The sequence below is a fragment of the Pigmentiphaga sp. GD03639 genome, assembly GCF_029845405.1.
Lineage (GTDB): Bacteria > Pseudomonadota > Gammaproteobacteria > Burkholderiales > Burkholderiaceae_B > Pigmentiphaga > Pigmentiphaga daeguensis.
On the sequence record NZ_JAOCLR010000004.1, the window covers coordinates 13,128 to 38,253 of the forward strand.

24 protein-coding genes and 2 tRNA genes are annotated in these 25,126 nt (G+C 67.7%); 11 read left to right on the top strand and 15 right to left on the bottom strand.

Annotation, left to right across the window (positions count from 1 at the left end):
* Positions 1-58: 58 nt before the first annotated feature.
* Positions 59-622 (bottom strand): phasin family protein, encoded by a 564-nt coding sequence (locus N5K27_RS05440; protein ID WP_087839131.1) that lies wholly within the window; start codon positions 620-622, stop codon positions 59-61.
* Between the two features lie 417 nt (positions 623-1,039).
* Between N5K27_RS05440 and N5K27_RS05445 the strand changes: the two genes are divergently transcribed.
* The 3 genes from N5K27_RS05445 to pbpG all read left to right on the top strand — a co-directional run bounded on the left by N5K27_RS05445 (position 1,040) and on the right by pbpG (position 4,246).
* Positions 1,040-1,897, top strand: a complete 858-nt coding sequence (locus N5K27_RS05445; RefSeq protein WP_279815116.1) for a DMT family transporter — start codon at positions 1,040-1,042, stop codon at positions 1,895-1,897.
* A 105-nt stretch (positions 1,898-2,002) separates the two neighbouring features.
* Positions 2,003-2,998, top strand: a complete 996-nt coding sequence (locus tag N5K27_RS05450; protein WP_087839133.1) for a tripartite tricarboxylate transporter substrate binding protein BugD — start codon at positions 2,003-2,005, stop codon at positions 2,996-2,998.
* A 195-nt stretch (positions 2,999-3,193) separates the two neighbouring features.
* Entirely contained in the window at positions 3,194-4,246 is a 1,053-nt protein-coding gene (gene pbpG / locus N5K27_RS05455) for a D-alanyl-D-alanine endopeptidase (protein ID WP_176400755.1), read from the top strand.
* Between the two features lie 62 nt (positions 4,247-4,308).
* Here pbpG and N5K27_RS05460 read toward each other — a convergent pair whose 3' ends face one another.
* Positions 4,309-5,220 (bottom strand): LysR family transcriptional regulator, encoded by a 912-nt coding sequence (locus N5K27_RS05460; protein ID WP_279815119.1) that lies wholly within the window; start codon positions 5,218-5,220, stop codon positions 4,309-4,311.
* Positions 5,221-5,327: 107 nt separating this feature from the next.
* Between N5K27_RS05460 and N5K27_RS05465 the strand changes: the two genes are divergently transcribed.
* Complete coding sequence (locus tag N5K27_RS05465; RefSeq protein WP_279815121.1) at positions 5,328-6,068, top strand: SDR family oxidoreductase; 741 nt, start codon at positions 5,328-5,330, stop codon at positions 6,066-6,068.
* 28 nt (positions 6,069-6,096) lie between these two features.
* On the opposite strand, the gene N5K27_RS05470 is transcribed toward N5K27_RS05465, so the two are convergent.
* From N5K27_RS05470 to N5K27_RS05495, 6 genes are all read right to left on the bottom strand, one after another.
* Positions 6,097-6,894 (bottom strand): IclR family transcriptional regulator, encoded by a 798-nt coding sequence (locus tag N5K27_RS05470; RefSeq protein WP_254914606.1) that lies wholly within the window; start codon positions 6,892-6,894, stop codon positions 6,097-6,099.
* Between the two features lie 229 nt (positions 6,895-7,123).
* Positions 7,124-8,167: a quinone-dependent dihydroorotate dehydrogenase gene (locus N5K27_RS05475; RefSeq protein WP_087839137.1), complete on the bottom strand. Its 1,044-nt coding sequence runs from the start codon at positions 8,165-8,167 to the stop codon at positions 7,124-7,126.
* A 14-nt stretch (positions 8,168-8,181) separates the two neighbouring features.
* Entirely contained in the window at positions 8,182-9,009 is an 828-nt protein-coding gene (locus N5K27_RS05480; protein WP_087839138.1) for an arginyltransferase, read from the bottom strand.
* A gap of 7 nt (positions 9,010-9,016) precedes the next feature.
* The gene (aat, locus tag N5K27_RS05485; RefSeq protein ID WP_132980471.1) at positions 9,017-9,772 is read right to left on the bottom strand and encodes a leucyl/phenylalanyl-tRNA--protein transferase; all 756 of its coding nucleotides are present in this window, start codon (positions 9,770-9,772) and stop codon (positions 9,017-9,019) included.
* Positions 9,773-9,789: 17 nt separating this feature from the next.
* Positions 9,790-10,407 (bottom strand): NUDIX hydrolase, encoded by a 618-nt coding sequence (locus tag N5K27_RS05490; protein WP_132980431.1) that lies wholly within the window; start codon positions 10,405-10,407, stop codon positions 9,790-9,792.
* Between the two features lie 62 nt (positions 10,408-10,469).
* Entirely contained in the window at positions 10,470-11,417 is a 948-nt protein-coding gene (locus N5K27_RS05495; RefSeq protein ID WP_087839141.1) for a LysR family transcriptional regulator, read from the bottom strand.
* Positions 11,418-11,501: 84 nt separating this feature from the next.
* Between N5K27_RS05495 and N5K27_RS05500 the strand changes: the two genes are divergently transcribed.
* The 6 genes from N5K27_RS05500 (at position 11,502) to N5K27_RS05525 (ending at position 17,064) form a co-directional block, all read left to right on the top strand.
* Positions 11,502-13,133 carry an FAD-dependent monooxygenase gene (locus N5K27_RS05500; RefSeq protein ID WP_279815123.1) on the top strand — a complete coding sequence of 544 codons (1,632 nt, stop codon included), beginning with the start codon at positions 11,502-11,504 and terminating at the stop codon, positions 13,131-13,133.
* Positions 13,134-13,182: 49 nt separating this feature from the next.
* A complete protein-coding gene (locus tag N5K27_RS05505; protein WP_087839143.1) occupies positions 13,183-14,163 on the top strand; it encodes a tripartite tricarboxylate transporter substrate binding protein in 981 nt (326 codons plus the stop codon).
* 9 nt (positions 14,164-14,172) lie between these two features.
* Positions 14,173-15,108 (top strand): VOC family protein, encoded by a 936-nt coding sequence (locus tag N5K27_RS05510; RefSeq protein ID WP_279815126.1) that lies wholly within the window; start codon positions 14,173-14,175, stop codon positions 15,106-15,108.
* An 11-nt stretch (positions 15,109-15,119) separates the two neighbouring features.
* Complete coding sequence (locus tag N5K27_RS05515; RefSeq protein WP_279815128.1) at positions 15,120-15,989, top strand: fumarylacetoacetate hydrolase family protein; 870 nt, start codon at positions 15,120-15,122, stop codon at positions 15,987-15,989.
* Between the two features lie 21 nt (positions 15,990-16,010).
* Positions 16,011-16,946, top strand: a complete 936-nt coding sequence (locus tag N5K27_RS05520) for a 3-keto-5-aminohexanoate cleavage protein (protein WP_087839146.1) — start codon at positions 16,011-16,013, stop codon at positions 16,944-16,946.
* Positions 16,947-16,987: 41 nt separating this feature from the next.
* A tRNA-Met gene (locus N5K27_RS05525) sits at positions 16,988-17,064 on the top strand.
* A gap of 301 nt (positions 17,065-17,365) precedes the next feature.
* Here the strand turns inward: N5K27_RS05525 and N5K27_RS05530 are convergent.
* From N5K27_RS05530 to siaA, 6 genes are all read right to left on the bottom strand, one after another.
* Positions 17,366-17,442 (bottom strand) — tRNA-Met (locus N5K27_RS05530).
* A 64-nt stretch (positions 17,443-17,506) separates the two neighbouring features.
* Entirely contained in the window at positions 17,507-19,531 is a 2,025-nt protein-coding gene (locus tag N5K27_RS05535) for an FUSC family protein (protein WP_279815132.1), read from the bottom strand.
* 147 nt (positions 19,532-19,678) lie between these two features.
* Positions 19,679-20,467, bottom strand: coding sequence for a biofilm regulation diguanylate cyclase SiaD (gene siaD, locus N5K27_RS05540; RefSeq protein ID WP_279815134.1), 789 nt, complete (start codon positions 20,465-20,467; stop codon positions 19,679-19,681).
* A gap of 10 nt (positions 20,468-20,477) precedes the next feature.
* Positions 20,478-20,855, bottom strand: coding sequence for a biofilm regulation phosphoprotein SiaC (gene siaC, locus N5K27_RS05545; protein WP_087839149.1), 378 nt, complete (start codon positions 20,853-20,855; stop codon positions 20,478-20,480).
* 18 nt (positions 20,856-20,873) lie between these two features.
* Positions 20,874-21,416 (bottom strand): biofilm regulation protein kinase SiaB, encoded by a 543-nt coding sequence (siaB, locus tag N5K27_RS05550; RefSeq protein WP_087839150.1) that lies wholly within the window; start codon positions 21,414-21,416, stop codon positions 20,874-20,876.
* Positions 21,416-23,422: a biofilm regulation protein phosphatase SiaA gene (siaA, locus tag N5K27_RS05555; protein WP_087839151.1), complete on the bottom strand. Its 2,007-nt coding sequence runs from the start codon at positions 23,420-23,422 to the stop codon at positions 21,416-21,418. Before siaA ends, siaB begins: the two co-directional genes overlap by 1 nt.
* A gap of 246 nt (positions 23,423-23,668) precedes the next feature.
* Here siaA and N5K27_RS05560 point away from each other — a divergent pair, with 246 nt between their 5' ends.
* Positions 23,669-23,938 carry a DUF1488 family protein gene (locus N5K27_RS05560; protein WP_087839152.1) on the top strand — a complete coding sequence of 90 codons (270 nt, stop codon included), beginning with the start codon at positions 23,669-23,671 and terminating at the stop codon, positions 23,936-23,938.
* Positions 23,939-23,968: 30 nt separating this feature from the next.
* On the opposite strand, the gene N5K27_RS05565 is transcribed toward N5K27_RS05560, so the two are convergent.
* The gene (locus N5K27_RS05565) at positions 23,969-24,889 is read right to left on the bottom strand and encodes a DMT family transporter (protein ID WP_087839153.1); all 921 of its coding nucleotides are present in this window, start codon (positions 24,887-24,889) and stop codon (positions 23,969-23,971) included.
* Between the last annotated feature and the right edge of the window lie 237 nt (positions 24,890-25,126).

Sequence of the window (25,126 nt, forward strand, 5' to 3'; positions counted from 1 at the left end):
TGCCGGTCCACCCGCATCGCCCCCTTGAGGGGGCGCGCGAAGCGCGTAGGGGGTGGGCCTATGCGGTCTTACGAGCGCGGGTCGTCTTGCCGTTTTCGGCGGCGGCCTTGAACGTCGCGTTGGCGGCGGCGGTCAGGTTGGATTCGGCCAGTTCGGCAGCCTGCTTGGCAGCCTTGTTCACCGATTCGTAGGCCGAGGTGGCGGTGGCCAGCGACGACTTCAGCAGGGCCAGGGCGCTTTCCGAGCCGGCCGGGGCGTTCTTGGCCAGTTGCTCGACCACGTCCGACAGCTGGCGCTGTTGTTCGGCGATCTGGGCTTCGCCCAGGCGGGTGAATTCGCTCTGCACGCCGGAGACGATGTCATACACGTGCTTGCTGTAGGCCAGGGCCTTCTCGGCGTTGGGCTGGGCCAGCGCGGAGACGAACGCCAGCGCTTCCTGGCCGTCCTTCAGCGTGAAGGCTTCCTGGGCCTTCAGCGAAGCCTCTTCGAACGTGGCCTTGGTGACCTTGAGGTGCAGGTCGACCAGCTTCTCGAAGCCGGCGAAGGCGGTGTTCTGCGCGGCGAGCAGGGCGTCGAAGGCGGCTTTTTGGGTGGCCAGGGCGCGTTCGGGGGTGGCAAACATAGGGGGCTCCTTGAGGGCTGTCTACACGGGGCGACCGGGAAACCAGGGGAGTACGCCCCAAAAAGCCCGATCCTGGTGCACGCACCGTATCGCGGTAAGCGACTTTGCTGCGATGCACAAAACGTATTTTAAGGACGTGCCGCCGAAAGTCAAGATGCCCGCGGAAAAAATCGCACTTTGTTGGCAAAACCCATAAGTGACTGATTAAAGACATTTTTTTAAGACAGGAGGAGGAAACGGCGGAAAAAGCGGAACGCCCGATCCGCGCCTTTGCGGACCCGGCGGATGTGTTGCATTGCGCCACGTTGTTTTGGTGCGATGCGCCATACCCGGGCGTTCTACTGTGCCCAGGCATGGTGCGGGGCACCGCCCGGCGGCTACACTTCTCGGCCTGACACCCTCCGAAAGGCCGCCGTCGTGGGTTCATCGCTGCCATCCCGCCTGATTTCCCCGTTTTTCGTCCTGATCTGGAGCACCGGTTTCGTCGTCGCCCGCTACGGCCTGCCCTACGCCGAACCCCTGACTTTCCTGTCGATGCGCTTCGCCGGCGTGCTGGTGGTGCTGGCGCCGTTCAGCGCCGGCATCGCCTGGCCGGGCCGGCGGCAGGGTGTCCACATGGCGGTGGCCGGCGTGCTGCTGCAGGCCGGTTACCTGGGAGGCGTCTGGATCGCCATCCACCTGGGCATGGGGGCGGGCCTGGCGGCGCTGGTGGTGGGGCTGCAGCCGCTGCTGACCGCGGTGGCCGGACGCTGGATGGGCGAGCCTCCTTCCGCGCGGCAGTGGGCCGGGCTGGTCCTGGGGTTCGTGGGCGTGGCCCTGGTCGTGGGGAACCGTATCGGCACGATGGGCCTGACCTCGCAGGCCCTGGCCTTTGCCGTGGCGGCGCTGCTGTCCATCACGGCGGGCACCGTTTATCAGAGACGCTTCTGTCCCGGGGTGGACCTGCGGGCCGGGTTGCTGCTGCAGTTCGGTGCTTCGCTGATCGTCGTGCTGCCGGCGGCGTGGATGTTCGAGACCATGGCGGTGCAGTGGACCTGGCCGCTGGCGGGCGCCTGGGCATGGTCGGTCTTCGCCTTGTCGATAGGCGCCATCTGCCTGCTGTTCCTGTTGATCCGGCGCGGGGCGGCCACGCGCGTGGCCAGCCTGATGTATCTGACTCCGGCGGTGACGGCGCTGATGGCCTGGGCCGCCTTCGACGAGCCGCTGACCGCGACCATGGTCGCGGGCATGGCGCTGTCGGCGTTCGCGGTGGCCTGGGCTCAGGGGAAACGATAGGCGAAACCGTCACGGCTTCGTGGTTTCCATCCCTTAAACTCGTCTCACCGCCGCGGGAGTTGTCGGCTCGCGGCGCAACTATTTAACGAGGCAGGAGATAAAAGAATGGCTATCCACAAGAAAGCTGTGTCCGCGACGATCGGGGCCGCGGCCCTGGCCAGCGCGGCCGTCCTCGCACCTACGCAGGCGATGGCGCAGGGCTATCCCACTCGACCGGTCACGATGATCGTCCCGTTTGCCGCCGGCGGTCCCACCGACGTGGTGGCGCGCTCGCTGGCCGAGGCCATGCGCAAGTCGCTGGGCCAGACCGTGGTGGTCGAGAACGTCGGCGGTGCCGGCGGCACCATCGGTACCGCCCGCGTGGCCAAGGCGCCGAACGACGGCTATACCGTGCTGCTCATGCACATCGGCTTCTCGACCGCGCCCGCGCTGTACCGCAAGCTGAGCTACGACCAGGCCCATGACTTCCAGCCCATCGGGCTGACCGTCGACGTGCCGATGACGCTGATCGCGCGCGAAAACTTTCCGGCCGCCAACATCAAGGAATTCCTGACCTATGTGAAGGCCAACGCCGGCAAGCTGTCGATGGCCAATGCCGGCATCGGCTCGGCCTCGCACCTGTGCGGCCTGATGTTCATGAGCACGATAGGCTCGGAATTCCAGACCATTCCCTACAAGGGTACCGCGCCGGCCATGAACGACCTGCTGGGCAAGCAGGTGGACTTCATGTGCGACCAGACCACCAACACCACCGGGCAGATCAAGGCCGGCAAGGTCAAGGCCTACGCCGTCACCAGCAAGACCCGCGTGCCCAGCCTGCCTGACCTGCCCACGCTGGACGAGTCGGGCCTGAAGGACTTCTCGGTGGGCATCTGGCACGGCCTGTGGGCGCCCAAGGGCACCTCGCCCGAGATCGTCGCCAAGCTCCAGGCCTCGCTGCAGGCCGGCCTGGACGATCCCGCGTTCAAGCAGCGCATGACCGAACTGGGGGCCATCGTGCTGAACGACAAGGCCACGCCGGCGGCGCTCGACACGCTGGTGAAGTCCGAGACCGCCAAGTGGGGCGCGGTCATCAAAAAGGCCGGCGTCTACGCCGACTGACCTCGCCGTTTGCCGGCGTGCGGGGGGGCGGCTGTCCTGGGGATGCCGCCCCCCTCGTTGCATTTTTTGTAATTTTTGCCGTGGCATTTAAATAACGACTTAAAAAGTGCGCGCTAAGTCGTTCATTTAATGGAGATTTTTATCCAAAAATCTGATATGCTGCGGCGCCTGGGCTGAGTCGTTACCGGAGGAAACATGGCGCGCATCAGAAAGAGCATTCTGTCGGTTTCATTGATGTGCGCGCTAACCGCCGGGCTGGTCCTGCCCGCGGCTGCTCCCGTTGCCTACGCGGCCACCCCCACGACGTCCAAGAGCGCCAAGGCGAAGCCGGCGAAAAAAGCCACCGCGACCAAGACCAAGTCCGCCAAGGCGTCCAGAACGGCTTCCGTTCCCGCCAAGAAAAAGCGCGTCGCCAAGGCCGCCCCCAGGAAGGCGGTCGCCTCGGCCGGCATCCGGCACGCTTCCTATGCGCCTTCCGCCCCGCTCGAGGATGCCGATGGCAATCTGTCGCTGCGTTCCAGCGTGGCCTTCGTGCAGGACCTGAATTCCTCGGACGTGCTGTTCGCCAAGAACGAGGGCGCGGTGGCGCCCATCGCCTCCATCACCAAGCTGATGACCGCGCTGGTCGTGGTCGACGCCGGCCTGCCGCTGGACGAGATGATCGAGGTCACCACCGACGACATCGATACGCACAAGTTCACGCATTCCCGCCTGTCGGTCGGTACGCGCCTGTCGCGTGCCGACATGCTGCACCTGGCGCTGATGTCTTCCGAGAACCGCGCCGCCAACGCGCTGGGGCGCAACTACCCCGGCGGCCTGCCGGCGTTCGTGCAGGCCATGAACGCCAAGGCCGCGGCACTGGGCATGCACGATACGCACTACGTCGAGCCTACCGGCCTGTCGAGCGAGAACGTCTCCAGCGCCCGCGATCTCGTGCGCCTGATGCGCGAAGGTTCGCAACGCCCGCTGATCCGCCAGTACACGACCGATACCGAATATTCCGTCGATATCGGCGGCCGGCACCAGACCTTCCGCAACACGAATCGCCTGGTGGCCCGTTCCGACTGGAACATCATCGTGTCCAAGACCGGTTTCATCAACGAAGCCGGACGCTGCCTGGTCATGCTGGCCAATATCGGCGGCCGCGACATGGCCATCGTGCTGCTGGATTCGGTCGGCTCGCTCACGCGCACCGCCGACGCCCAGCGCATCCGCCAGTGGGTCCAGCGCGAGATCGGCTCGCTGTAGGCCACCCCGCCTTCCGGCCATGACGACGCCGCGCTTGCGCGGCGTTTGTCTTTCCGGCGGCTTCAGGGCGCGTCGGGCGGGAATCTTTCCTCGTACAGGGCCCGCAGCCAATCGATGAACACCCGCACCCGCGGGGACAATTGGCGGTGCGAGGGGTAGAGCACCGACAGCGGCAGGCCCGGGCTGCGCCATCCGGGCAGCACTTCCACCAGCCGCCCGTCGCGCAGTTCGTCCTTGACGTGGAAGCGCGGCAACTGGATCAGCCCGCAGCCCCGCAGTGCGCAAGTCACGTAATTCTCGGCATCGTTCACCGACATCCAGCCACCCAGCGCATAGCTGCGGGCCTGGCCGTCGACCACCAACTCCAGCGGATAGTCGGACGTGCCCTGGCTGGCGAAAAAGCGTACGACCTGGTGCCCCGCCAGATCGTCGGGATGGCCAGGCGTGCCGAAGCGGGCCAGGTATCCGGGGCTCGCGCAGAGGACCTGGGGCATGACCGCCAGCGGACGTGCCACCAGGGACGAGTCGCGCGGATGGCCAGCCCGTATCACGCAGTCGACGCCTTCGCGTACCAGGTCGACCAGCCTGTCGCCGCTGCTGACGACGAGGTCGATGCCCGGATAGCGGTCGTGGAACCGGTCTATGCTGGGCAGGACGATCCGGGTCGCGTGCGTGCCGTGCATGTCCACGCGCAGGACGCCGCGCGGATTCGACGCCACATGCAGCAGCGAGGATTCGGCCTCGTCCAGCTCGCTCAGCACGTGTACGCAGCGTTCGTAGAAGGCCTGTCCGTCCAGCGTCGGGCGGACATGGCGCGTAGTGCGCTCGAGCAGGCGCGTCGCCAGCCTGGCCTCGAGCTCCTTGATGGCGTGGGTGGCGGTAGCCCGGGGGATGTCCAGCGCCATCGCGGCCCGGCTGAAGCTGCCCAGTTCCACGATGCGGGTGAACAATTGGAGCGATTCGAAGCGGTCCACGGGGATTGTTGTCTGTCATTGAATTGAGATGCCAATTTAGCAGGGTTTATCTCAACAAGATAAACAAGAAGAATGCTCGCCATCCTTTCTTCTTTCCAGGATTCATCATGAGCACGGACATCACGAAGGCCGCCATCGTCACCGGGGGATCGCGGGGCATCGGGCAGGCCATTTCCCGCCGGCTGGCGGCCGACGGCTATGCGGTGGTCGTCAACTACGCGGGCAATGCCGCCAAGGCCGGGGAAACCGTGGCCGCGATCGAAGCCGCCGGGGGCCGGGCGCTGGCGGTCCAGGGCGACGTGGGCCGCGAGGACGACGTGGCCGCGCTGTTCGCCAGGGCGCGGCAGGCCTACGGCCGGATCGACGTGGTGGTCAATAGCGCGGGCGTCATGCCGATAGTGCCTGTCGCCCCGGACAGCCTGGCCGACTTCGATCAGGTGATCGCCACGAACCTGCGCGGCGCCTTCCTCGTCCTGGCACAAGCCGCCGCGAGCATGGGCGAGGGCGGGCGGATCATCGCGCTTTCCACCAGCGTCGTCGCGCGCGCCTTCCCGTCCTACGGCCCCTACATCGCTTCCAAGGCGGGGGTCGAGGGACTGGTGCGGGTGCTGGCGAACGAACTGCGCGGACGAGGCGTGACCGTCAACGCCGTCGCGCCCGGGCCGGTCGGCACCGAGCTGTTCTTCAATGGCAAGACGGCCGAGCAGATCGACCAGATCGCGCGGCTGGCGCCGTTGGAGCGCCTGGGCACGCCGGAGGAGATCGCCGCCGCGGTGTCATTTCTGGCGGGCCCGGACGGCGGTTGGGTCAACGGGCAGGTGTTGCGGGTCAACGGCGGCTTCGCCTGAGGCGGACCGGGCCGGCGCCCGCGCGGGGTCAGGCCGCCGATACCGCGTGCGACGGTTCGTAGCCCAGGGCTTCGGAGATCTGGCTGGCGGTATCCACCAGCGCGTCGATCCAGCCGTCCTGCATGCGGTCGGCCGGCGCCGAGATCGACAGGCCGGCAATCAGCTTGCCCGTGTCGTCGTGGATCCCGGCAGCGATGCAGCGCACGCCCATTTCCAGTTCTTCATTGTCGCGGGCATAGCCCTTCGCGCGCACCTGGTCCAGCTCGCGCTCGAGCTTGGCCAGGTCGGTCAGGCTGTTGGAGGTGTGGCCTTGCAGGCCCGTGCGCAGCGCATAGGCGCGGATCAGGCGGGCATCGTCGGCCGACAGGAACAGCTTGCCCGTGGAGGTCAGGTGCAGCGGGGCGCGGCCGCCGATGGCGCGCACCACCTGCATGCCCGAACGTTCGCTGTAGGCGCGATCGATGTAGACGATCTCGTCTCCCTGGCGCACGGAAAGATTGACGGTCTGGCCCGTCAGGCGATGCAGCATGCGCATGGGCGTGATGGCGGCGTCGCGCACGTTCAGCCGGCCCTTGACCAGGTGGCCCAGCTCCAGCAGCCGCATGCCCAGGCTGTACATGCCGCTGTCGACGCGGTCGACGTAGCGGCCGGCGACCAGGTCGTTCAGGATGCGGTGGGCGGTGGAAGGGTGCAGGCCGGTGGCCTGGGCCAGCTCTTTCAGGCTGACCGGATCGGGGTGCCGGGCCAGGGCGTCGAGCAGGTGCATGGTGCGTTCGAGCACCTGGATGGCGATCTGCGGCGCGGGGGCCGCGGACGGGGCGATCATGGCCGCGTCGGGGGTCGTGACTCTTGGCATTGTCGTGGTGAGTCTCTACGCGATGAAGCTAGTTTATCCCATATGGTGAAATTTCATAGCTTTATTACACCGCAGATGGGTGGCCTTTCTGCGTTGCAGCAGGCCATTTCTTATTGGGTCAGTATAACGCCTGTGCACAGAATTTCCGCGACGCAGCATCCCCGTTGTCATACAAGGCACACGGGGATATCCCCAGTGCCTAGCTCCGAAGCCGCGAGACGGCCGACAGGCATTCCCCGACCAGCGCGGGGCCGCGATAGATGAGACCGGTGTAGAGCTGGACCGCGTCCGCGCCCGCCGCGATCTTCTCGGCCGCGTGGCGGCCTTCCAGGATGCCCCCCACGCCGACGATGGCAAGCGCGTTGCCGGCCTGGCGCCGCAGGCGTTCGACCACCCGCAGCGACATTTCCCGTACCGGCGTGCCGGACAGGCCGCCGGCCTCGCCCGCATGGGGCAAGCCGCGGACGGCATCGCGCGACAGCGTGGTGTTGGTGGCGATGACGCCGTCGATGCCATGGCGCGGCAGCAGGTCGGCGATGGCATCGATCTGGCTCTCGTCCAGGTCCGGCGCGATCTTGACCGCCAGCGGCACGCGGCGGCCGTGCCGGGCCGCCAGGGTGTCCCGCGCCTGGTCGAGCTGGCGCAGCAGGACGGAAAGTTCGTCGGCGCCTTGCAGGCTGCGCAGGTTCTGGGTGTTGGGCGACGAGATGTTGATGGTGACGTAGTCGGCGTGGGGATAGACCGCCTCGAGCCCGGCCAGGTAGTCGTCGGCCGCCTTGTCGATGGGCGTGTCGGCGTTCTTGCCTATGTTCAGCCCCAGGATGCCGCCGCGCGCCCGGTAGCCGCTGCGCTGGACGTTGGCCAGGAACACGGCCAGCCCGTCGTTGTTGAAGCCCATGCGGTTGATCAGCGCCTCGGCGCGGGGCAGGCGGAACAGGCGGGGCAGCGGGTTGCCGGGCTGCGGCCGGGGCGTGACCGTGCCGATTTCCATGAAGCCGAAGCCCAGGCTGCCCAGCGCGTCGATATGCCCGCCGTTCTTGTCCAGGCCGGCGGCCAGGCCGACCGCGTTGGGCAGCGTCAGGCCCATGAGGGCGACCGGACGGTCCGGGGCGCGGGAGGGGCGTGTCCATCCCATGTCGTACACGCGCTGCAGCGTGGACAGGGTCAGGGCATGGGCGGTTTCGGGTTCCAGGGCGAACAGGGCTGGACGCAACAGCGGATAGGCTTGAAAAAACGCGGACATCAGGCGGATGGGGATCAGGAGGTGGAGGACGGCGCATCGTCGGGATGGCCGTGGCGAGAGGAGGCGTGCAGGCGGCTGGTATCGATGACGGCCGGCCCGGCTGGCCTGGCGGCCGGCGGGCCGGCGTATTCGCGCCATTCGCCGTTGACCAGCATTTCCAGGGGCCGGAAGTTCACCTTGTAGGCCATCTTCGGGCTTTGTTCTATCCAGTATCCCAGATAGAGATGGGGCAGTTCCAGCAGCCGGCATTGCTCGAGCTGCCAGAGTATGTTCCAGGTACCGAGGCTGCCCTTCATGTCGGGGTCGAAAAAGGTGTAGACCGACGACAGGCCGTCGGACAGCACGTCCATGATGGACACCATGCGCAGTTGTCCCTGCCGGTCGCGGAACTCGACCAGGCGCGTGTTGACGCGGCTCTGGAGCAGGAATTGCGCGTATTGCTCGCGGCTGTCCTGGTCCATGCCGCCGCCGCGGTGGCGGGTCGACTGGTAGCGCTGATAGAGCGAGTAGTGCTCGGACGAATAGGCCAGTTCGGCCACGAATACCTGCAGATCGGCATGACGCTTCCAGGTGCGGGACTGGGTGCGGTTGGGCCGGAAGCGGTTCACCGGCACCCGCACCGGCACACAGGCGCGGCAGCCGTCGCAGTGGGGCCGGTAGGTGAATACGCCGCTGCGGCGAAATCCCATGCGCACCAGTTCGGAATAGACGTCGGCGTTGATCAGGTGGCTGGGCGTGGCCACTTGCGAGCGCGCCATCCGGTCTCCCAGGTAGCTGCACGGGTAGGGAGCGGTCGCATAGAACTGCAGCGCGGCGAAGGGGAGTTCTCGAAGGTGGGTCATGCGCGGTTCAGCCGGGGTCGGCCGCAGCGTGGGGCGCGTCCAGGTCGACGATCTCGCCGTCATGGCGCAGCCTGCCCGAGCGCCACGGAAGCTCGGGCATCCGGGTGAATTTTACAATCAGGCGCTCGAATTCCGCGCGGGCAATCGTGGCGCCACCCAGCGAGGCCAGATGGCGCGTGTCCTGCTGGCAGTCGATCATCTCCACGCCATGGCGACGCAAGAAACGCACCAGGTAGGCCAGCGCGATCTTGGATCCGTCGGCCACCCGGGTGAACATGGATTCCCCATAGAACATCCGGCCCAGGCAGACGCCGTACAGCCCGCCGGCAAGTTCGCCGTCGATCCAGGTTTCCACCGAATGCACCTGGCCTTGCCGGTGCCACAGCCGGTAGGCCCGCTGCATGGGCAGCGTGATCCAGGTGGCCGGACGCTCGTCGCTGCGTGGCGCCGCGCAGGCACGCATGACGTCGTCGAAAGCCGTGTCGACCCTGACCTCGATGGCGGGATCGCGTTCGACCTGCCGCAGCTTCTTGCGCAGCGAATGCGAGGGCGAGAAGCGGTCGGTGAACAGCACCATGCGGGGGTCCGGGCTCCACCACAGGATGGGCTCGCCCGGCAGGTACCAGGGGAAGATGCCGTGCGCGTACGCGGCGCGCAGCCGTTCGATGGACAGGTCGGCCCCCACGGCCAGCAGGCCCGGGGGATCCTCGAGCGCCTGCTCGAGCGGCGGGAAGGGCGTGTCCGGCTCCAGCAGGGCCGGCATGCGCGGGCGCGAGGGACTCAAGGGGCGGGCGTGGAGAACGCGGGAACCGGCTCGGGACCGCGCAGCAGGGTGTCGCTGTGGATCTGGAACGTGCCGCGCGCCCGGTCGGCGAAGAACAGCCTGAGCGCGGTGGAGACCGAACGGAAGGCCAGGTCGTCCCAGGGAATCTCGTCCTCGTCGAACAATCGGGCTTCCAGGCTTTCGGGGCCCGGCTCGAACTCGACGTCGGTCAGGCGCGCAAGATAGAAGATGTGGACCTGGTCCACGTGCGGAATGTCCAGCACGGCGAACAGCGGCCCCATCTCGATGCGGGCGCCGGCCTCTTCCTGGGTCTCGCGGGCCGCGCCCTGGGCCGTGGTCTCGCCCAGCTCCATGAAGCCGGCGGGCAGGGTCCAGTAGCCATGGCGCGGCTCGATTGCCCGGCGGCACAGCAGCACCTGCTTTTCCCAGACGGGAATGGTCCCGAGCACCATGCGGGGATTCTGGTAGTGGATCGCGCCGCAGTGGTCGCAGAGATCGCGTTCGCGGTTGTCGTCGTCGGGAATGCGGCGGGTCAGCAGGTTGCCGCATTGCGAGCAGTAGCGCTGGGAGCGCGGAGCCGGGAAATACGTGAGGGCGCGTTCGGAAGCGGTCATGGCGTGTCCAGGGGGCGGAAGCGGCGCTGCGCCCCGGCGGTTGCGGAGATCCGGGAGGTGCGTCAAGTATACGAGAGGTCGCCGGGCGAAGCGGGCTGGCGTTCGCAGCCCACCTCGTAGACCACCGAGCGGAAGAACTGGTTCGCCGGATCGCCGGCCACGCGCGAGTGCCAGTACTGGTGCACGTCGATGGACGGAATGCGCAGCGGCAGCCGCACTTTCTTGATCGGCGCGATAGGCTGGAACAGGTGGTAGACCTCGTCCGGAATGATGGCGATCAGGTCGCTGGCGGCCACGATGAAAGGAATCGCGGCCACGTGTTCGGTGGTGAGCCGCACCTGGCTCTGCGCGCCGTGCTTGCGCAACTGGTCGTTGATCCAGGCGAAGGTGATGGGCACGGACGGCGACTGGACCTGCGGCGTGCGGCCGAATTCGCGCAGGGTCATCGTATCGCCGATGCGCGGATGGTCGCGGCGCGCCACGCAGACGTAGGCGCGGCGATAGAGATGCTGGCGCAGCAGGGCGTCGTGCGGTCGCGGGACGTGTCCGGCGACGACGTCCAGTTCGCCCGATTCCAGCGCGGCGGCCATGGTGTCGGCCGAGACCTGCGTGGGGGCGAGGCGGGCGTGCGGGGCGACCTCGGCCAGGCGCTTCATCAGCTTGGGCACCAGCACGATGGCGCCGATCTCGTTGACGCCGATGCGGAACTCCCGGTTGGTCTGGGCGGGATCGAAACGCGCCAGCCCGGCGATCTCGGTTTCCACGATGCGCAGTACCCGCGAGGCCGGCTCGGCCAGCCGCTGGGCGAACGGCGTGGGCGCCATGCGGTTGCCCACGCGGACGAACAGCGGATCGGCGAAACGCTTGCGCATGCGGTCGAGGTGGTAGCTGAGCGCCGACTGGGTCAGCCCCAGGCGCCGGGCGGCGCGGGTGACGGTGCCGTCCTCGATCAGTGCCAGCACCGCCCGCAAATCGGCGATCTGCGGGTCCTGGTTATCTGAATTGTTCATAACCTATATCAAGGTAATGATCTTTCCAGAGCATCGCCGAATGCCTAAGCTGCTGTCAATTCAAGAACACAGGAAGGAGACGGCATGGCGGGCGAGACGCTGCTGGAGACCGACGTGCTGGTGATCGGGGCGGGCCCCGTTGGGCTTGCGCTGGCCATCGAGCTGGGCATGCAGGGGCGGCGCTGCCTGGTGGTGGAGCAGCACGACCGGGTGGGACTCGCGCCCCGCGCCAAGACGACCAACGTGCGTTCGCGCGAGCTGATGCGGCGCTGGGGCGTGGCGGGCAAGCTGGCGCAGGCGGCCCCCTTCGGTGTCGACTATCCGTCCAACGTGGTGTTCGCGACTAGGCTGGCCGGCCGGGAACTGGCGCGGTTCACCAACGCGTTCTATTGCTCGCCCAGGCGCGACGAGCGCTTTCCCGAGCACGCGCAGTGGGTGCCCCAATACAAGGTGGAAGAGGTGCTGCGCGACCACGCGCAGAGCCTGCCGGGCGTGCAGGTGCGCTTTTCGACCCGGCTTGAGGATTTTTCGCAGTCGGGGCAGGGGGTCGAAGCCGTGCTGGCAGGACCGGATGGACCGCTGCGCGTGCGGGCCGCGTACATGGCCGGCGCGGATGGCGCCCGCAGCACCGTGCGCGCCCGGCTGGACATCCGGATGGAGGGGGTCTCGCCGCTCTCGCATCACCGCAACATCATCTTCCACGCCCCGGGCCTGGCCGGCATGCACGGGCTGGGGCCGGCGGTCATGTACTGGCTCGTCAATCCGGAGGCGCCGGCGGTCGTCGCGCCGCTGGACGCCAACGACATGTGGACCTTCGGCTATGCCCGCCGCGACGGCGAGGAGCCGGCCATCGAAGGCCTGATGCGTGCCGCGCTGGGCCTGGACATCCCGATCGACATCCGCCATCGCGACGAATGGACCGCGCATCGCCTGATCGCCACGCGCTATCGCGACGGCAGGGTGTTCCTGGCCGGCGATGCCTGCCACCTGCACCCGCCCTTCGGCGGCCATGGCATGAACATGGGCATCGGCGATGCCGTGGACCTGGGATGGAAGCTGGCGGCGGCGCTGGACGGCTGGGGCGGTCCCGCGCTGCTGGACAGCTACGAAGTGGAACGCCGCCAGGTGCATCGCCGGGTGGTGGACGAGGCCGTGCACAACCTGTCGCACAGCTCGGGCAGCCTGTGGCGCGATGGCCTGGAGGACGACGGGCCGGCGGGGGACGCCGCCCGCCGGGAAGCGGAGCGGGCCATCCTTGCCTCCAAGCGCCAGGAATTCGATTCGCTGGGCGTGGTGCTGGGCAGCCGTTACGAGCAGTCGCCAGTGCTGGCGCACGGACCGGAGACGGGCGGCGAGGCCTGGGACTCCACACGCTACGTGCAGAGCGCCCGCCCGGGCTGCCGCGCGCCGCATGCCTGGCTGGCGCCGGGCCGGGAGCGCGGGGCGTCGTTGTTCGACCATTTCGCCTTCCGCGGGATGACGCTGCTCGCCACCCGCCCGGCCGCGCGGGACGCGGCCCAGGCGCTGGCCGCGCAGGCGGGCACGGACGTTCCGCTGACGGTGGTGGCGCCTCCCATCGACGGCCTGCGCGAGCTCTATGGCGCCGACCTGGTCCTGATCCGGCCGGACCAGTACGTGGCATGGCGCGGCCACGATCCGCAAGAAGGCGCCATGGCATTGGAACTCGCGGCCGGGCGCGCCGCGGTCCACGCCTGAACCGGCATCGCACCACCACACAAGACAAGACCATCCAGGAGACAGACGCATGAACGCTTCACGACGCAAATGGATCGCCGCCGGCCTCGCGCTGGCGGCCTGCCTGGCCGGCACGGCCCAAGCGGCCACCTGGCCATCCCGGCCGGTGCGGCTGGTCCTGCCGGCTGCGGCCGGGACGGCGCCCGACATCATGGCCCGGCTCCTGGGCGACAAGCTGTCCAGGATCTGGGGCCAGCCGGTCATCGTCGAGAACAAGCCCGGGGCCGGCGGCCTGGTCGGGCTGGCGGCGGTGAAATCGGCCGAGCGCGACGAGCACATGTTCGTGTTCACCCCCGCTTCGGTACTGACGCTCACGCCCTACATGTACAAGAGCTCGCAGGTCGACATCGTCCGCGACTTCCAGCCGGTGGCCATGGTGGGCATCAGCCCGATGATGGCGGCGGTCAGCGCCTCGTCGCCCGCCAACACGCTGGCCGACGTGCTGGCCATGGCCCGTCGCCAGCCCGACACCTTCGTGGTATCGACCACCTTCCTGTACTCGGTGCCCAACCTGGCGGTGGACATGCTGTCGCGCGCCGCCGGCGTGCCGCTGCGCGCCGTGCCGTTCTCCAGCAGTTCCCAGAGCATATCGGCCGTGGTCGGGGGCGATGCCCAGATGCTGATCGACGGCGTGCCGCCCATCGAGCCCATGATCAAGGGCGGTCGGCTCAAGCCCATCGTGATGTTCTCCGAGGGACGGGTACCCAATCGTCCCGACCTGCCCGCGGCGTCCGAGTCCTATCCCTCGCTGGTCATCAACGGCTGGTTCGCGGTCGTCGCGCCGCAAGGCACGGGCAAGCCGGCCATCGAGCGCGTCAACCGGGACCTGGCCACGGTGCTGGCCGAGCGTGACGTGATCGACAAGCTCGACACCCTGGGCGTCTACCCCAAGCCCATGTCGGTGGATGAGTTCGGCAACTACTGGCGGGCCGAGCGCACGCGCTGGGAAAAGGTGCTGCGCGACGTGAACGCCCAGCCGGTGCAGCAATAGGAGGCTGGTGTGAGGACAGGACTGGAAGCGGCCTACATCGGCCTGGACAGCACCGCGCCGGCGGACCTGGGGCGCTACCTGACCGACGTCGTGGGCCTGATGCCCGGCGAACCCGCCGCCGATGGGGCGGCGACCTGGCGCGTCGATGGCAAGGCCCAGCGGGTATGGGTGCGCGAGGGCGCGCGCAACGATGCTGCCTGCATCGCCTTCGAGGCGGTCGATGCGCAGGTATATGACCGCGTGCTGGGGCGCTTGTCGGCCCAGGGGTGGCGCATGCGCGCCGGCACGGCGGACGAGCGCGCAGCCCGGCGCGTGCGGGACCTGACGGTGATCCAGACTCCCTGGGACGTTCCGCTGGAGCTGGTGACGGGGCTGGAGGACGCGGCAACGCCTTTCGCGAGCCCGCACTTTCCCGAAGGCTTCGTCACGCAGGGGCAGGGCTTCGGCCACTTCGTCTTCGCCGTGGGCGACGCCGGCGAATACGACGCGGCGCGCCGCTTCGCCATCGACGGCCTGGGCCTCGTCCTGTCGGACTGGCTGCGGCTGCCGATGGGGGAGATCGAGATGCACGTCTCCTTCTTCCATTGCAATCCGCGCCACCATTCGCTGGCCATCGCCTACCTGCCGCGGCCCGAAGTCCCGCAGCGCCTGCACCACATCAACTTCGAAGTCGCGCACGTGCGCAGCGTGGGCCTGGCCTACGACCGCGCGCTGTGCGCCGGCACGCCGCTCGCCAACACGCTGGGCCAGCACGCCAACGACGGCATGGTCAGTTTCTACAGCCTGGGCCCCGACGGCTGGCGCGTCGAGATCGGCGCCACCGGCCGCACCGTGGGCGAGGACTGGAACGACGTGCGCGAATACGACCGCATCAGCGACTGGGGCCACCTGCCGCCCGACGCACTGGCGCAGGCCCTGGCCGGACCACCTTCTTCTTCCGCTTGAACAAGGAACCCATGAAACTCGTCACTTTCTCCCATCGCGGCAGGACCTCCGTCGGCAAGGTCGAGGGCGCGCGCGTGATCGACCTCGCGGCCGCCGACCCGGCGCTGCCCGCCACCATGCGTGGCCTGCTCGCCGGCGGGCGCGCGCTGCTGCAACGCGCGCGCGACGTCGATCCCGAACAGGCGCCGGCCTATCCGCTGGCCGACGTCAGGCTGGAGGCGCCCGTGCCCGATCCCGGCAAGTACCTCGCCATCGGCATGAACTACGGCAAGCACGTGATCGAGGCCAAGCGCGCCGGCGTGGACGTGCCCGACAGCCAGGTCTGGTTCAACAAACAGGTCAGCTGCATCAACGGTCCCTACGATCCGGTGCACATGCCGCGCGTCTCGGACAAGCTCGACTACGAAGCCGAACTGGGCGTGGTCATCGGCACCCGCTGCCGCCACGTCCCGGCCGAGCGGGCCCGGGAGGTCATCGCCGGCTACCTCGTGTGCAACGACGTCTCGGTGCGCGACTGGCAGCGGCGCTCGGCCACCATGACCCTGGGCAAGTCGTTCAACACCACCGGCCCCATCGGCCCATGGATCGTCACCGACGACGAAGTGCCCGATCCGCTGGCGCTGACGCTGCGCATGCGGGTCAACGGCGAAGTGCGCCAGGAAGCCCGGACCGGCGAGATGATCTACAACATCTATGACCAGATCGCCTACCTGTCCACCGTCATGACGCTCGAGCCCGGCGACATCCTGGCCACCGGCACGCCCTCGGGCGTGGGCGCCGCCATGGATCCGCCTTCCTTCCTCAAGATCGGCGACGTGATGCGCGTCGAGATCGACGGCATCGGCCACATCGAAAACCGCGTCGTCCCCGAGCCGGCATAACGCCAGACCAGGAGCCTCTTCGTGCCCAGAAAAGTCATCATCACCTGCGCCGTCACCGGATCGGTGCACACCCCCAGCATGTCGCCGCACCTGCCCATCACGCCCGACCAGATCGCCGAACAGGCGGTGGACGCGGCACGGGCCGGCGCCGCCATCCTGCATCTGCATGCCCGCCACGCGGCCGACGGCAGGCCGGCCTTCGAGCCCGAGGTCTACCGCCAATTCCTGCCGCGCATCCATGCCCAGACCGACGCCGTCATCAACATCACCACCGGCGGCTCGCACACCATGACGCTCGATCAGCGCCTGGCCGGCGCCATCGATGCCTCGGCGGAAATGGCCTCGTGCAACATGGGATCGATGAACTTCGCCTTGTTCCCCGTGCTGGACAAGATGAAGGACTTCGACTTTCCCTGGGAGCGCGAGCACCTGGAGAAGACCCGCAACGCCATCTTCCGCAACACCTTCGGCGACATCGAAACCATCTTCGAGCGCCTGGGCCGCGCGCACGGTACGCGCTTCGAGTTCGAATGCTACGACGTCGGCCACCTGTACAACCTCAAGCACTTCGTCGACCGGGGCCTGGTGCAGGGGCCGATCTTCCTGCAATTCGTGCTGGGGGTGCTGGGCGGCATAGGCGCCGATCCCGAGAACCTCGTGCACATGAAACGCATCGCCGACAAGCTGTTCGGCGATAGTTACCAATGGTCCGTCCTGGCCGCCGGCCGCCACCAGATGCCGCTGGTCACCCAGGCCGCGCTGATGGGCGGCAACGTGCGGGTCGGGCTGGAGGATTCGCTGTCCATCGGACCCGGCGAAATGGCCACTTCCAATGCCCAGCAGGTGGGCAAGATACGCGGCATCCTGGAGTCCTTCGGCTTCGGCATCGCGACGCCCGACGAGGCGCGCGAGATGCTGGGATTGAAGGGCAGGGAGAAGGTGGCGCTGGCGGCGTGAGGCATGGCCGCGCGAGTACGTGTATAATCTTTTTCTTCAGACGCGGGGTGGAGCAGTCTGGCAGCTCGTCGGGCTCATAACCCGAAGGTCACAGGTTCAAATCCTGTCCCCGCAACCAAATAGAAAACGGCCTCGATCGCAATGCGACGAGGCCGTTTGCATTTGCGCGGTCCATTCCTCGGTATGGGTGCTTCGAAGGCGCATGCGTGTCCAATGCCTTCAGGTTGCCACGACCTCGATAGGGGCTTGGAAGTGAAGGGAAGAGCGCAGGCCAATACGCGATGATTCAAGAGCCATTGATAGTGGGGTGGCTCGGATCATTTCCTCGGTTTATTTCGTGAATGATCTCGAACGAGAGCACCAAGGCAGACACAAAGCAAAACGGCCTCGTCGCATTGCGATCGAGGCCGTTTTCTATTTGGTTGCGGGGACAGGATTTGAACCTGTGACCTTCGGGTTATGAGCCCGACGAGCTGCCAGACTGCTCCACCCCGCGTCTGAAGAAAAAGATTATATCCCTGTCATGTTCCCAATGCAAACTGGAGCATGGGAAGCTGCCTTCACGCGCGTTCCCTGCTTTGCCTTGCGCGGGAAGAAGAAAGATCGGCAACCTGCGGCGCCCATGCTTTCCTTGCCGGCTGCGTGCGGAAGAATGCCGTGTGTTCGGTCAGGTGCTCCGCGGCTTCCTCCAGCCAGCGGACGGCGGGCATGGTGGCGGAGGCGCCCGCCGCGCGGGCCCGGGTGGCGTAGTTCTGCAGCGTTGCACCGGCGTCGTGCGGCATGGCCAGCGGCTTGCTCATCGTGTGCAGGGCCTGGCCTATCCACGGCGCTTCCGGCGCGTCGGGGCGCCGGTCGAGCATGTGGCCCATGCGGGCAAGCGCGTGTCCCAGCGACAGCGCCGCCAGCGCGCCGTCGGCGGTGGCTGCTTCCATGCCCGAGCGCGCGATCAGCGCCAGGATCAGGAAGCGCAGGCGAGCCAGGTGGCGCGCCGCGCGCGCGGGCGTGCCGGCCTGCTGGGCGATGGCGGCGACCTCGGCGCGTATGGCGCGGTGGAGGTGCCGGCGGCGGCGCTGGGTGGTCATCGGGATCAGCCAGCGGTAGGCGGCGTAGCTGCATGCGATGCCTGTCAGCAGCATGAGCTCGACCGTGAGCAACGCCATCGGTTCGGCGGGTCCGATATTGACCGGCTGCGCCAGCACCGCGAACAGCATGTTGAAGGCCAGGCCGATGAATGCCGTGCCGCGGTGCGCCTGCGCCGTGGCAGCAGCCAGGATGAGCGGCGAGGCCAGGGCCAGCGACAGCCAGGGGTGGGACACGACGGGCGCGATGCCGACGCGCCACGCAAAGGCCGCGACCGCCGCGGCGGTCGCGCCGGCCAGCACGCGCCGCATCAGCGGCACGGGTTCGTCGACCGAGGCGAACAGGGCGGTGAAGATGCAGGCGCCCAGCATGAGGTAGCGCAGAGGTTCCCACCCTGACGCCAGCCACGCTCCTGCCGCCAGTGCCGGGATGGCCACGCCGCGCCAGGCGGCGATGCGCACGCCGGCGATATCAGGATGGTGGACGCTGGCCGAGGCTGCGGGTTCCGGCAGGGTCGCCGCCATGTTCCGGTAGCTGGCCGCAATGGCTGCCAGCGCCTGTTCGAATTCGTCCAGGCAGGTGTCGAACAGGGGATCGGCGCCGCGCAGGCGGCGGGTCGCGGTGCGGACGATGGCCAGCGAGGTTCCGCGTCCCGCCTGGATGGTCTCGGCCAGGTCGTCCAGGCTGGCACGCAACTGGTCCAGGTCTTCCGCGTGGGCCGGGGCCAGCGCCGTCGCGTGCTGGCGCAGCGCCGGCATGATGGCGACCAGGTCGAGCAATCCCGCCAGCAGTCCGCGCAGGGGTTTGAGGCGGCGCCGTTGGGACAGGGACCCGGCGGTCGCGTCCTCGGCCGTGGTTTCCAGTTCCGCCAGGGCGGCCACGAGCCGGCGTGCACGCGGCACGAGGTCCGTCGGCAGCCCCGGCCCCAATTGCAGGGCGGCATGGGCAAGGGTGGCGCAAAGCAGGTCGCGGGTCTTCTCCAGCAAGGCGGCCGCGGGAGAGGGCGGATTCCATAGCGCGATGACGAGCAGCGAGGCGGTGATGCCTATCATGTTGTCGAGCATGCGCGCCGTAGCGAAAGCCGCCGTGTCGAGCGGCGTGCCGACGGTCAGCACGACGATGACGGCCGTGGTCAGCCCGCACAAGGCCGCGCCGTAGGCGCGCTGGTGCCGCAGCAGGTTGCTGGCGCCACAGCACAGGCCCAGCCACACGCAAAGCGCGGTCAGCAGCAGCGCCGGGGCGCCGTCCGTCAGCGCGGCCAGTCCTACCGCGGCAAGGCCGCCGGCCAGGGTGCCGAGCAATTGCATCAGGCTGCGCTCGAGCAGCAGTCCGCGCGTGGGCTGGCCGATCATCCAGACGGCCATGGCGGCCCACCACGGGTTGGCGATGGAGAAAACGGTGGCGGCCGCCATGGCCAGTATCGAGGCGGCGGCCAACCTCAGCGCGTAGCTGCGCGAGGCGGGATGGCGTAGAGCCGGGAACAGGAGGAAAGGCTGGATGTGCATCGATGGCCCGTTGAAACTGAGCCTCCTCCAGCTCCGCCGGATCATGGCGTCCGGCTTTGCGGTGCCGTCCAGGCGGACCGCGGGAAGATTATAGAGGCTCGGGCCCCATCGTCGTATTTCGGCGTTCGGCGCCGTCGGGCAAGGCCGTCAGACCTCGGACAGTACGATGCAGTCGCGGCCCCGGCGCTTGGCCTCGAGCAGGGCCGCGTCGGCCCGCTCGACGGTGTCGGAATAGTGCTCGCCATGGCGATAGGCGCTGATGCCCACGCTGGCGCTGATGGATTGGCCGACGTCCGGCGCGCCGGCGTGTTCGCGGATGCGTTTGCAGACCCGCTGCGCCAGCGTCTGGGCCGACACCAGGGTCGTCCCGGGCATGATCATCATGAATTCCTCGCCGCCCCAGCGCCCGCACAGGTCGTATTCGCGCAGCGAGCTTTGCAGGATGCGGCCCACCTCGATCAGGGCGCGGTCGCCGGCCGCATGGCCGAGCGTGTCGTTGATGCGCTTGAAGTGGTCGATGTCCAGCATGGCGATCGTGTAGGGCTGGCCCGAGCGCGAGGCGCGCTCGCTTTCTTCCTTCAATCGCTGCATCAGGTGCCGGCGGTTGGCCAGGCCGGTCAGGACGTCGCGGTTGGAGGCATCGCTCAGGGCGACGTTCAGGTCCTGCATCATGCGCTGGTAGTGGTCCGAGATGCGGGCCAGCTTCTCCAGCTTGCGCAACTGTTTCTGGAACCGCTCGTCCAGGTCGTTCTCGCGCTCCTTGGCCAGGGTCTGATAGCCGTCGGAGATGTGGGTGACGCGCTCCAGCCGGGTGGTCTGGTCGAGGAAGGCGCGCCAGAGTTCGTCCAGGGCCACGCGCAGCGGGTGGTCCTGGTACTCCGGCTGGGCCAGCAACTGCTCGATGCGCCGGCCTAGGTCCTCGATGTCGCGTTTCATGGTCGTCAGGTCAGTCGTGAGCGAGGATGGCGAAAGGAAAGCTGCAGTCTTCCTTGAATTCCTCGGCCAGCTCGGCCACCCGTTCGTTGCGCCTATCGTAATGCCAGTTGACCGCGACAGGGTGGCCGCGGCCATGCGCGTCCTCCAGCAGGTCGAATACGTCCATGATGGCGCGGACGCTGCTGGTGTTCAGGTAGAGCAGGTGCAGCTCCAGGGACAGGGGGCGCCTGGTTTCGGCCAGGAAGCGTTCGACCCAGTCGATGACCTGGTTGAACAGGTCGAAGGAATTTTCGGGATAGGAATCGCCGGCCATGGTCAGGACGCCGGCTTCCCAATCGCCCGAGATGGCGGGAGTGGACTGGCTGCCTGTAATCGTGAGGTTGCTCATGGTGCTGGTACTCGTTTGCTAGATGACGGCGCTCAGGCTGAAGAAAGCCCGGCCGGCGTCGATTTCCCGCAGCGAGGCGCTGAGCGGCTCGCTGGCCTTGCGGGCGATATCGATCAGGCCCAGTCCGGAGCCGCTGCTGGCGCCGGCTTCGCGCGGCTTGCGCAATTGTTCCTTGTAGCTGGCCTTGAGCTGGGCCTTGTCCTGCCGGGCCAGGGCGTTGATCCGTTCCAGCAGCGAGTGGCCATCGGCGATCTCCACCACGTTCCCGGCCGACACCACGTGGCGGCCGTCTTCCTTGTTGGCGACGATGACCGTGGCCGTCGCCTCGTGCTCGGCGTAGCCCTGGGCGCTGGCATAGTGCCGGATGTTCTGCGTCATTTCGATGTATGCGCCGAAAACATCCATGGCCGCCGAGGGCTGCACCTGCTCCGCCTGGAGATAGTTGCGCAGCGCGTTCCCGATTTCCTCGATCAGGCTGCGCGATATGGGGCCGTTGAAACACAGCATGATGCGGTCGCGGGTGAAGCTTTCGCGCATGGCGAAGAGGTCGATCGAATCCATCATGACTCCGCGCTAAGGTTGGCCTGCTCGAACTTGAATGACAAGACGGTAATATCGTCGCGCTGCGGTTGGCGGCCCTGGTAGTCTACCAATGCCTGGGTAACGGCGCGGGCCTGCTGGTCGAGCGGCAGCCCGGCCACCGATTGCAGCAGGCCGACCAGGCGCCTGTTTCCGAAACTGAAACCATGCTCGCCTCCGGATTGGTCCAGCAGGCCATCGGTGACGAGGTAGAACGTGCGGTCGGCCAGGGGCAGGGTGACATTGGCATATTCGCCGACGCGCTTTTCCCCCAGGGCGCGGCGGGCGCCCTTGTATTCCTCGACAGCGTCGCCGCTGCTGGCGTAGAGCGCCATTTTCGCGCCGGCGAAGCGCAACTGTCCAGCATGCCGGTCGACGTAGACCAGGGCCGCGTCCATGTTGGTGGCCAGCGCGCGCGGCAGTTCCGCATCGCTCAGCATGGCGCGCATGGCCGCGTCCGTGCGGGTCAGGATGGCTGCGGGGTCGCCCGGTCCGGCCTCGGCGATGGCGTGGTCGATGGCGGCGCGGGCCAGCATGGTCATCAGCGCGCCGGCGACGCCGTGGCCGGCGCAATCGACCACGCCCAGCAGGCAGTTGTCGCCATCGGCGCGGAATACGTAGAAATCGCCGCCCACCACGTCGCGGGGCTTCCACAGCACGAAATGGTGTCGTCCCAGGGACTGCACCAGCTGGCGGTCGGGCAGGATCGCGCGCTGTATCAGGCTGGCGTAGTCGATGGAGTCGTCGATGGTCTTGTGGGTGGCGGCCATGCGCTCGTTGGCTTCTTCCAGCGCCTGGGTGCGCTCGCGCACGCGCTGTTCCAGCTCGGCGGTATGCGAGCGGACCTTCTCGGCCATGACGCCGAAGGCCCGGCTGAGTTCGCCGATCTCGTCGCTGCCGCCTTCGGGCAGGGTGACGTCGTAGCGGCCGGCCGAGATCGCCTGCGCCGTGTGCTGCAGCCGGCGCAGGGGCGCCAGCATCAGCCGGTCCACGGCGTAGCCGAAACCCAGGAGCAGCAGGAACAGCACGGCGGCCAGAGCCAGCAGCGCCGGTACCAGCCACTGGTAGTTGACGATGCGCGCGATGCCCAGGTCCACCGACGTCAGGACGTACCACCGCAGTTCGGGCAGGTAGACCAGCGCGACGGCCGATTTCGCGCCGTTCAGCGTGGCGAACAGCGGAACGGCGTGGCCGGGGTTCGCCAGGGCGTCGGCCATGGCCTTCTGCAACTGGTTGCGCTCGGTATCGCGGCCCACCAGTCCCTGGACCGTGCGCTGGGCGGTTTCCTCGGCCGTCATGGACTTGTAGGCGATGCGGTCGGCGTCGGGATGGACCTGGATGTTGCCCTGGCGGTCGAAGATGATGGTGGTCACGCCCGGCTCCACTCCCTCCATGAAGCCCTTCAGGAAGGTGGTCAGGTCCAGGCCGGTGCCTATCATGCCCAGCCGCTGCTCGCCGTCGCGCACCTGCACGTTGAACCAGAACTTGGTCACGCCCAGGACGTGGTTCACGTCGATCTGCAGGTCGTAGGGCGAGCTGTCCTGCATGGTCGAGAAGAACCAGGCGTCCTTGGGTTCGGAACGTTTCAGTGTGTAGCGGGGCGTTTCGATCGTGGGCCCCTTGTCGTCGTTGTAGTAGTAGGAAGGCGTGCCGTCGATGACGAAATAGGAGTGGTCGCGGAAGTCGCGCTGGTAGCCCCGGGCCTCGCGGAAGAAGCGGCGGCGTTTTTCGGGGTCGGCCGGATCGCGCATCCAGTCCAGCGTCAGCGTCGAGTTGGCCATGCGCTGGGCCAGCGCCAGTTCGCGCATGACCGGCGCCAGCAGCTTCTGCTCGCTCAGCAGCGTATGGTTGCGGGCGTAGGCGACGCCGAAGTATTCCCGGACGGCGTTGATGCCCTGCCAGGCCAGCAGCGCCGCCGGCACCAGCGCCACGGCGCAGGCGAACAACAGTGCCAGCAGCGATTTTCCCCTCAGACCCAGCATGGCCATGCGGATTTCCTTGACAAGCGCGACATGCCGATCCGGCAAAGCCGCGATTGTGCCGGGCGCGCGCGGCGCATGCAACGAAACGTTGCACCGCCGCAAGCCGGATGGGTTGGGGCTTATGCATCGCATTACCCCGGGTGCAGTGGACGCGCGCGGCCATTGGGCCTAGAGTCAAGGATCGCGATGCGCGAATCGGTCGTCGCTAGGCCCTAGGGACGGCCGCTGGTTCAGACTATCGGAGACAGGCTTATGACCACGGAGCTTGCCAGAGAAGTCCGGCCCGCCGTGCTTGACGGCGCCGTTCGCTTCACCGCCCGATTCGAGGGCCGCAAATCCCAGGAGTTCGAGATTTCCGCCGATGTGCTGCGCGAGCACTTCGGCGCCTCGGATGCGTCCGCCGACGCGTTGCTGGCCGCGTTCCACCGGGGCCGGCACGAAATCCTCAGCGCGGCGGCGGAAACCCTCGGCACGCCCACCAGCGGAATCGTCCAGCTGGGAACGGGCGACTTCCGCCCCTAGCCGCGCCGGCCAGGCGCCGGTCTTTCCTCGTCACGATGACGGCCGCCGCCCGGCGGCCCGCCTGCGTGCGGCCGTCGCCAGCGCGATACCCGTCGCGATGAGGCCGATGCCGGCCAGATGGAAAAGGTGGACCCGCTCGCCCAGGAACACGACCGCCAGCAGGGTGCCGAACACCGGCATCAGGTGGATGAACAGGCTGGCGGGTCCCGCGCCTATCAGTTCCACGCCGCGGTTGTAGAAGAAGTTGGCGACGATGCCGGGCAGCAGGATCACGTAGGCGATGGCCAGTGCCCCCGGCAGGCCGGCTTCGATGCGCGCGCCTTGCGCGTGCTCGTACAGGTACAGGGGCAGGAGCATCAGCGTGCCCATCAGGAAGGTGACGGTCAGCAGGCTGAGGGGATGGATGGCGGGCCGGCGGGCGAGCAGGGTGGTGTACAGGCCCCAGACGGCGACCGCCGCGACGATCCAGGCGTCGCCCGGATTGAGCGCGAGGGCGAGCAGGTCCTGCGGGCGGCCGCGGGTCGCGATGGCGGCGATGCCCGCCAGGGAGATCGCCACGCCGGCGATCTGCGGCAGCGACGCGCGCTGGCCCAATAGCAGGAACGAGAACAGCAGCGTCACCATGGGGATCGCCGACTGCATCAACAGCGCGTTGACCGCGGACGTCTGCCGCAATCCGATGTAGACCAGCGTGTTGAAGCCGGCGATGCCCAGCAGCGACAGCAGGAGCAGGATCGGCACGTGCCGCCTAATGGCCGGCAGGTCGTTCAGCCAATGCCGGCGGGCCAGCACCAGCAGGATCAGCGTGCCGCCGGCCCAGCGCCAGAAGGCCAGCGCAATGGGCGGCACGGTGCCGCCGGCCGCGCGTCCCACGATGAAGTTGCCCGACCAGAACAGCACGGTGGTGATGAGCAGGAAATAGGCGGAGTTCCAGAGTCGGGAGGCAGGCATGGAGAGGCAGGAATGGGTTGGGGCCCGTCAACCGCGCGGGACCGGTTTGCCCGGAGGCTTGTGACAAGCGCGTGCAGACGCTACACTAAGAACCGCTGCAGGGGCTTGCGCCCGCGCCGACAAGGCGCGGCCGGTCTTGCCGGTGGTCACGAACCCGGCTCCCAAAACGCTCCCGCATCATCACAGGCCGGTTCAGCATAACGTAGAACTCCGCCAGCTCGCCTGAAGGTCGGTCGA

Coding starts and splice junctions, on each gene's coding strand:
- N5K27_RS05440 (WP_087839131.1), bottom strand. CDS start 622: ATGTTTGCCACCCCCGAACGCGCCCTGGCCACCCAAAAAGCCGCCTTC.
- N5K27_RS05450 (WP_087839133.1), top strand. CDS start 2,003: ATGGCTATCCACAAGAAAGCTGTGTCCGCGACGATCGGGGCCGCGGCC.
- pbpG (WP_176400755.1), top strand. CDS start 3,194: ATGGCGCGCATCAGAAAGAGCATTCTGTCGGTTTCATTGATGTGCGCG.
- N5K27_RS05465 (WP_279815121.1), top strand. CDS start 5,328: ATGAGCACGGACATCACGAAGGCCGCCATCGTCACCGGGGGATCGCGG.
- N5K27_RS05470 (WP_254914606.1), bottom strand. CDS start 6,894: ATGATCGCCCCGTCCGCGGCCCCCGCGCCGCAGATCGCCATCCAGGTG.
- N5K27_RS05475 (WP_087839137.1), bottom strand. CDS start 8,167: ATGTCCGCGTTTTTTCAAGCCTATCCGCTGTTGCGTCCAGCCCTGTTC.
- N5K27_RS05480 (WP_087839138.1), bottom strand. CDS start 9,009: ATGACCCACCTTCGAGAACTCCCCTTCGCCGCGCTGCAGTTCTATGCG.
- aat (WP_132980471.1), bottom strand. CDS start 9,772: ATGCCGGCCCTGCTGGAGCCGGACACGCCCTTCCCGCCGCTCGAGCAG.
- N5K27_RS05490 (WP_132980431.1), bottom strand. CDS start 10,407: ATGACCGCTTCCGAACGCGCCCTCACGTATTTCCCGGCTCCGCGCTCC.
- N5K27_RS05495 (WP_087839141.1), bottom strand. CDS start 11,417: ATGAACAATTCAGATAACCAGGACCCGCAGATCGCCGATTTGCGGGCG.
- N5K27_RS05500 (WP_279815123.1), top strand. CDS start 11,502: ATGGCGGGCGAGACGCTGCTGGAGACCGACGTGCTGGTGATCGGGGCG.
- N5K27_RS05505 (WP_087839143.1), top strand. CDS start 13,183: ATGAACGCTTCACGACGCAAATGGATCGCCGCCGGCCTCGCGCTGGCG.
- N5K27_RS05515 (WP_279815128.1), top strand. CDS start 15,120: ATGAAACTCGTCACTTTCTCCCATCGCGGCAGGACCTCCGTCGGCAAG.
- N5K27_RS05535 (WP_279815132.1), bottom strand. CDS start 19,531: ATGCACATCCAGCCTTTCCTCCTGTTCCCGGCTCTACGCCATCCCGCC.
- siaD (WP_279815134.1), bottom strand. CDS start 20,467: ATGAAACGCGACATCGAGGACCTAGGCCGGCGCATCGAGCAGTTGCTG.
- siaC (WP_087839149.1), bottom strand. CDS start 20,855: ATGAGCAACCTCACGATTACAGGCAGCCAGTCCACTCCCGCCATCTCG.
- siaB (WP_087839150.1), bottom strand. CDS start 21,416: ATGGATTCGATCGACCTCTTCGCCATGCGCGAAAGCTTCACCCGCGAC.
- siaA (WP_087839151.1), bottom strand. CDS start 23,422: ATGGCCATGCTGGGTCTGAGGGGAAAATCGCTGCTGGCACTGTTGTTC.
- N5K27_RS05560 (WP_087839152.1), top strand. CDS start 23,669: ATGACCACGGAGCTTGCCAGAGAAGTCCGGCCCGCCGTGCTTGACGGC.
- N5K27_RS05565 (WP_087839153.1), bottom strand. CDS start 24,889: ATGCCTGCCTCCCGACTCTGGAACTCCGCCTATTTCCTGCTCATCACC.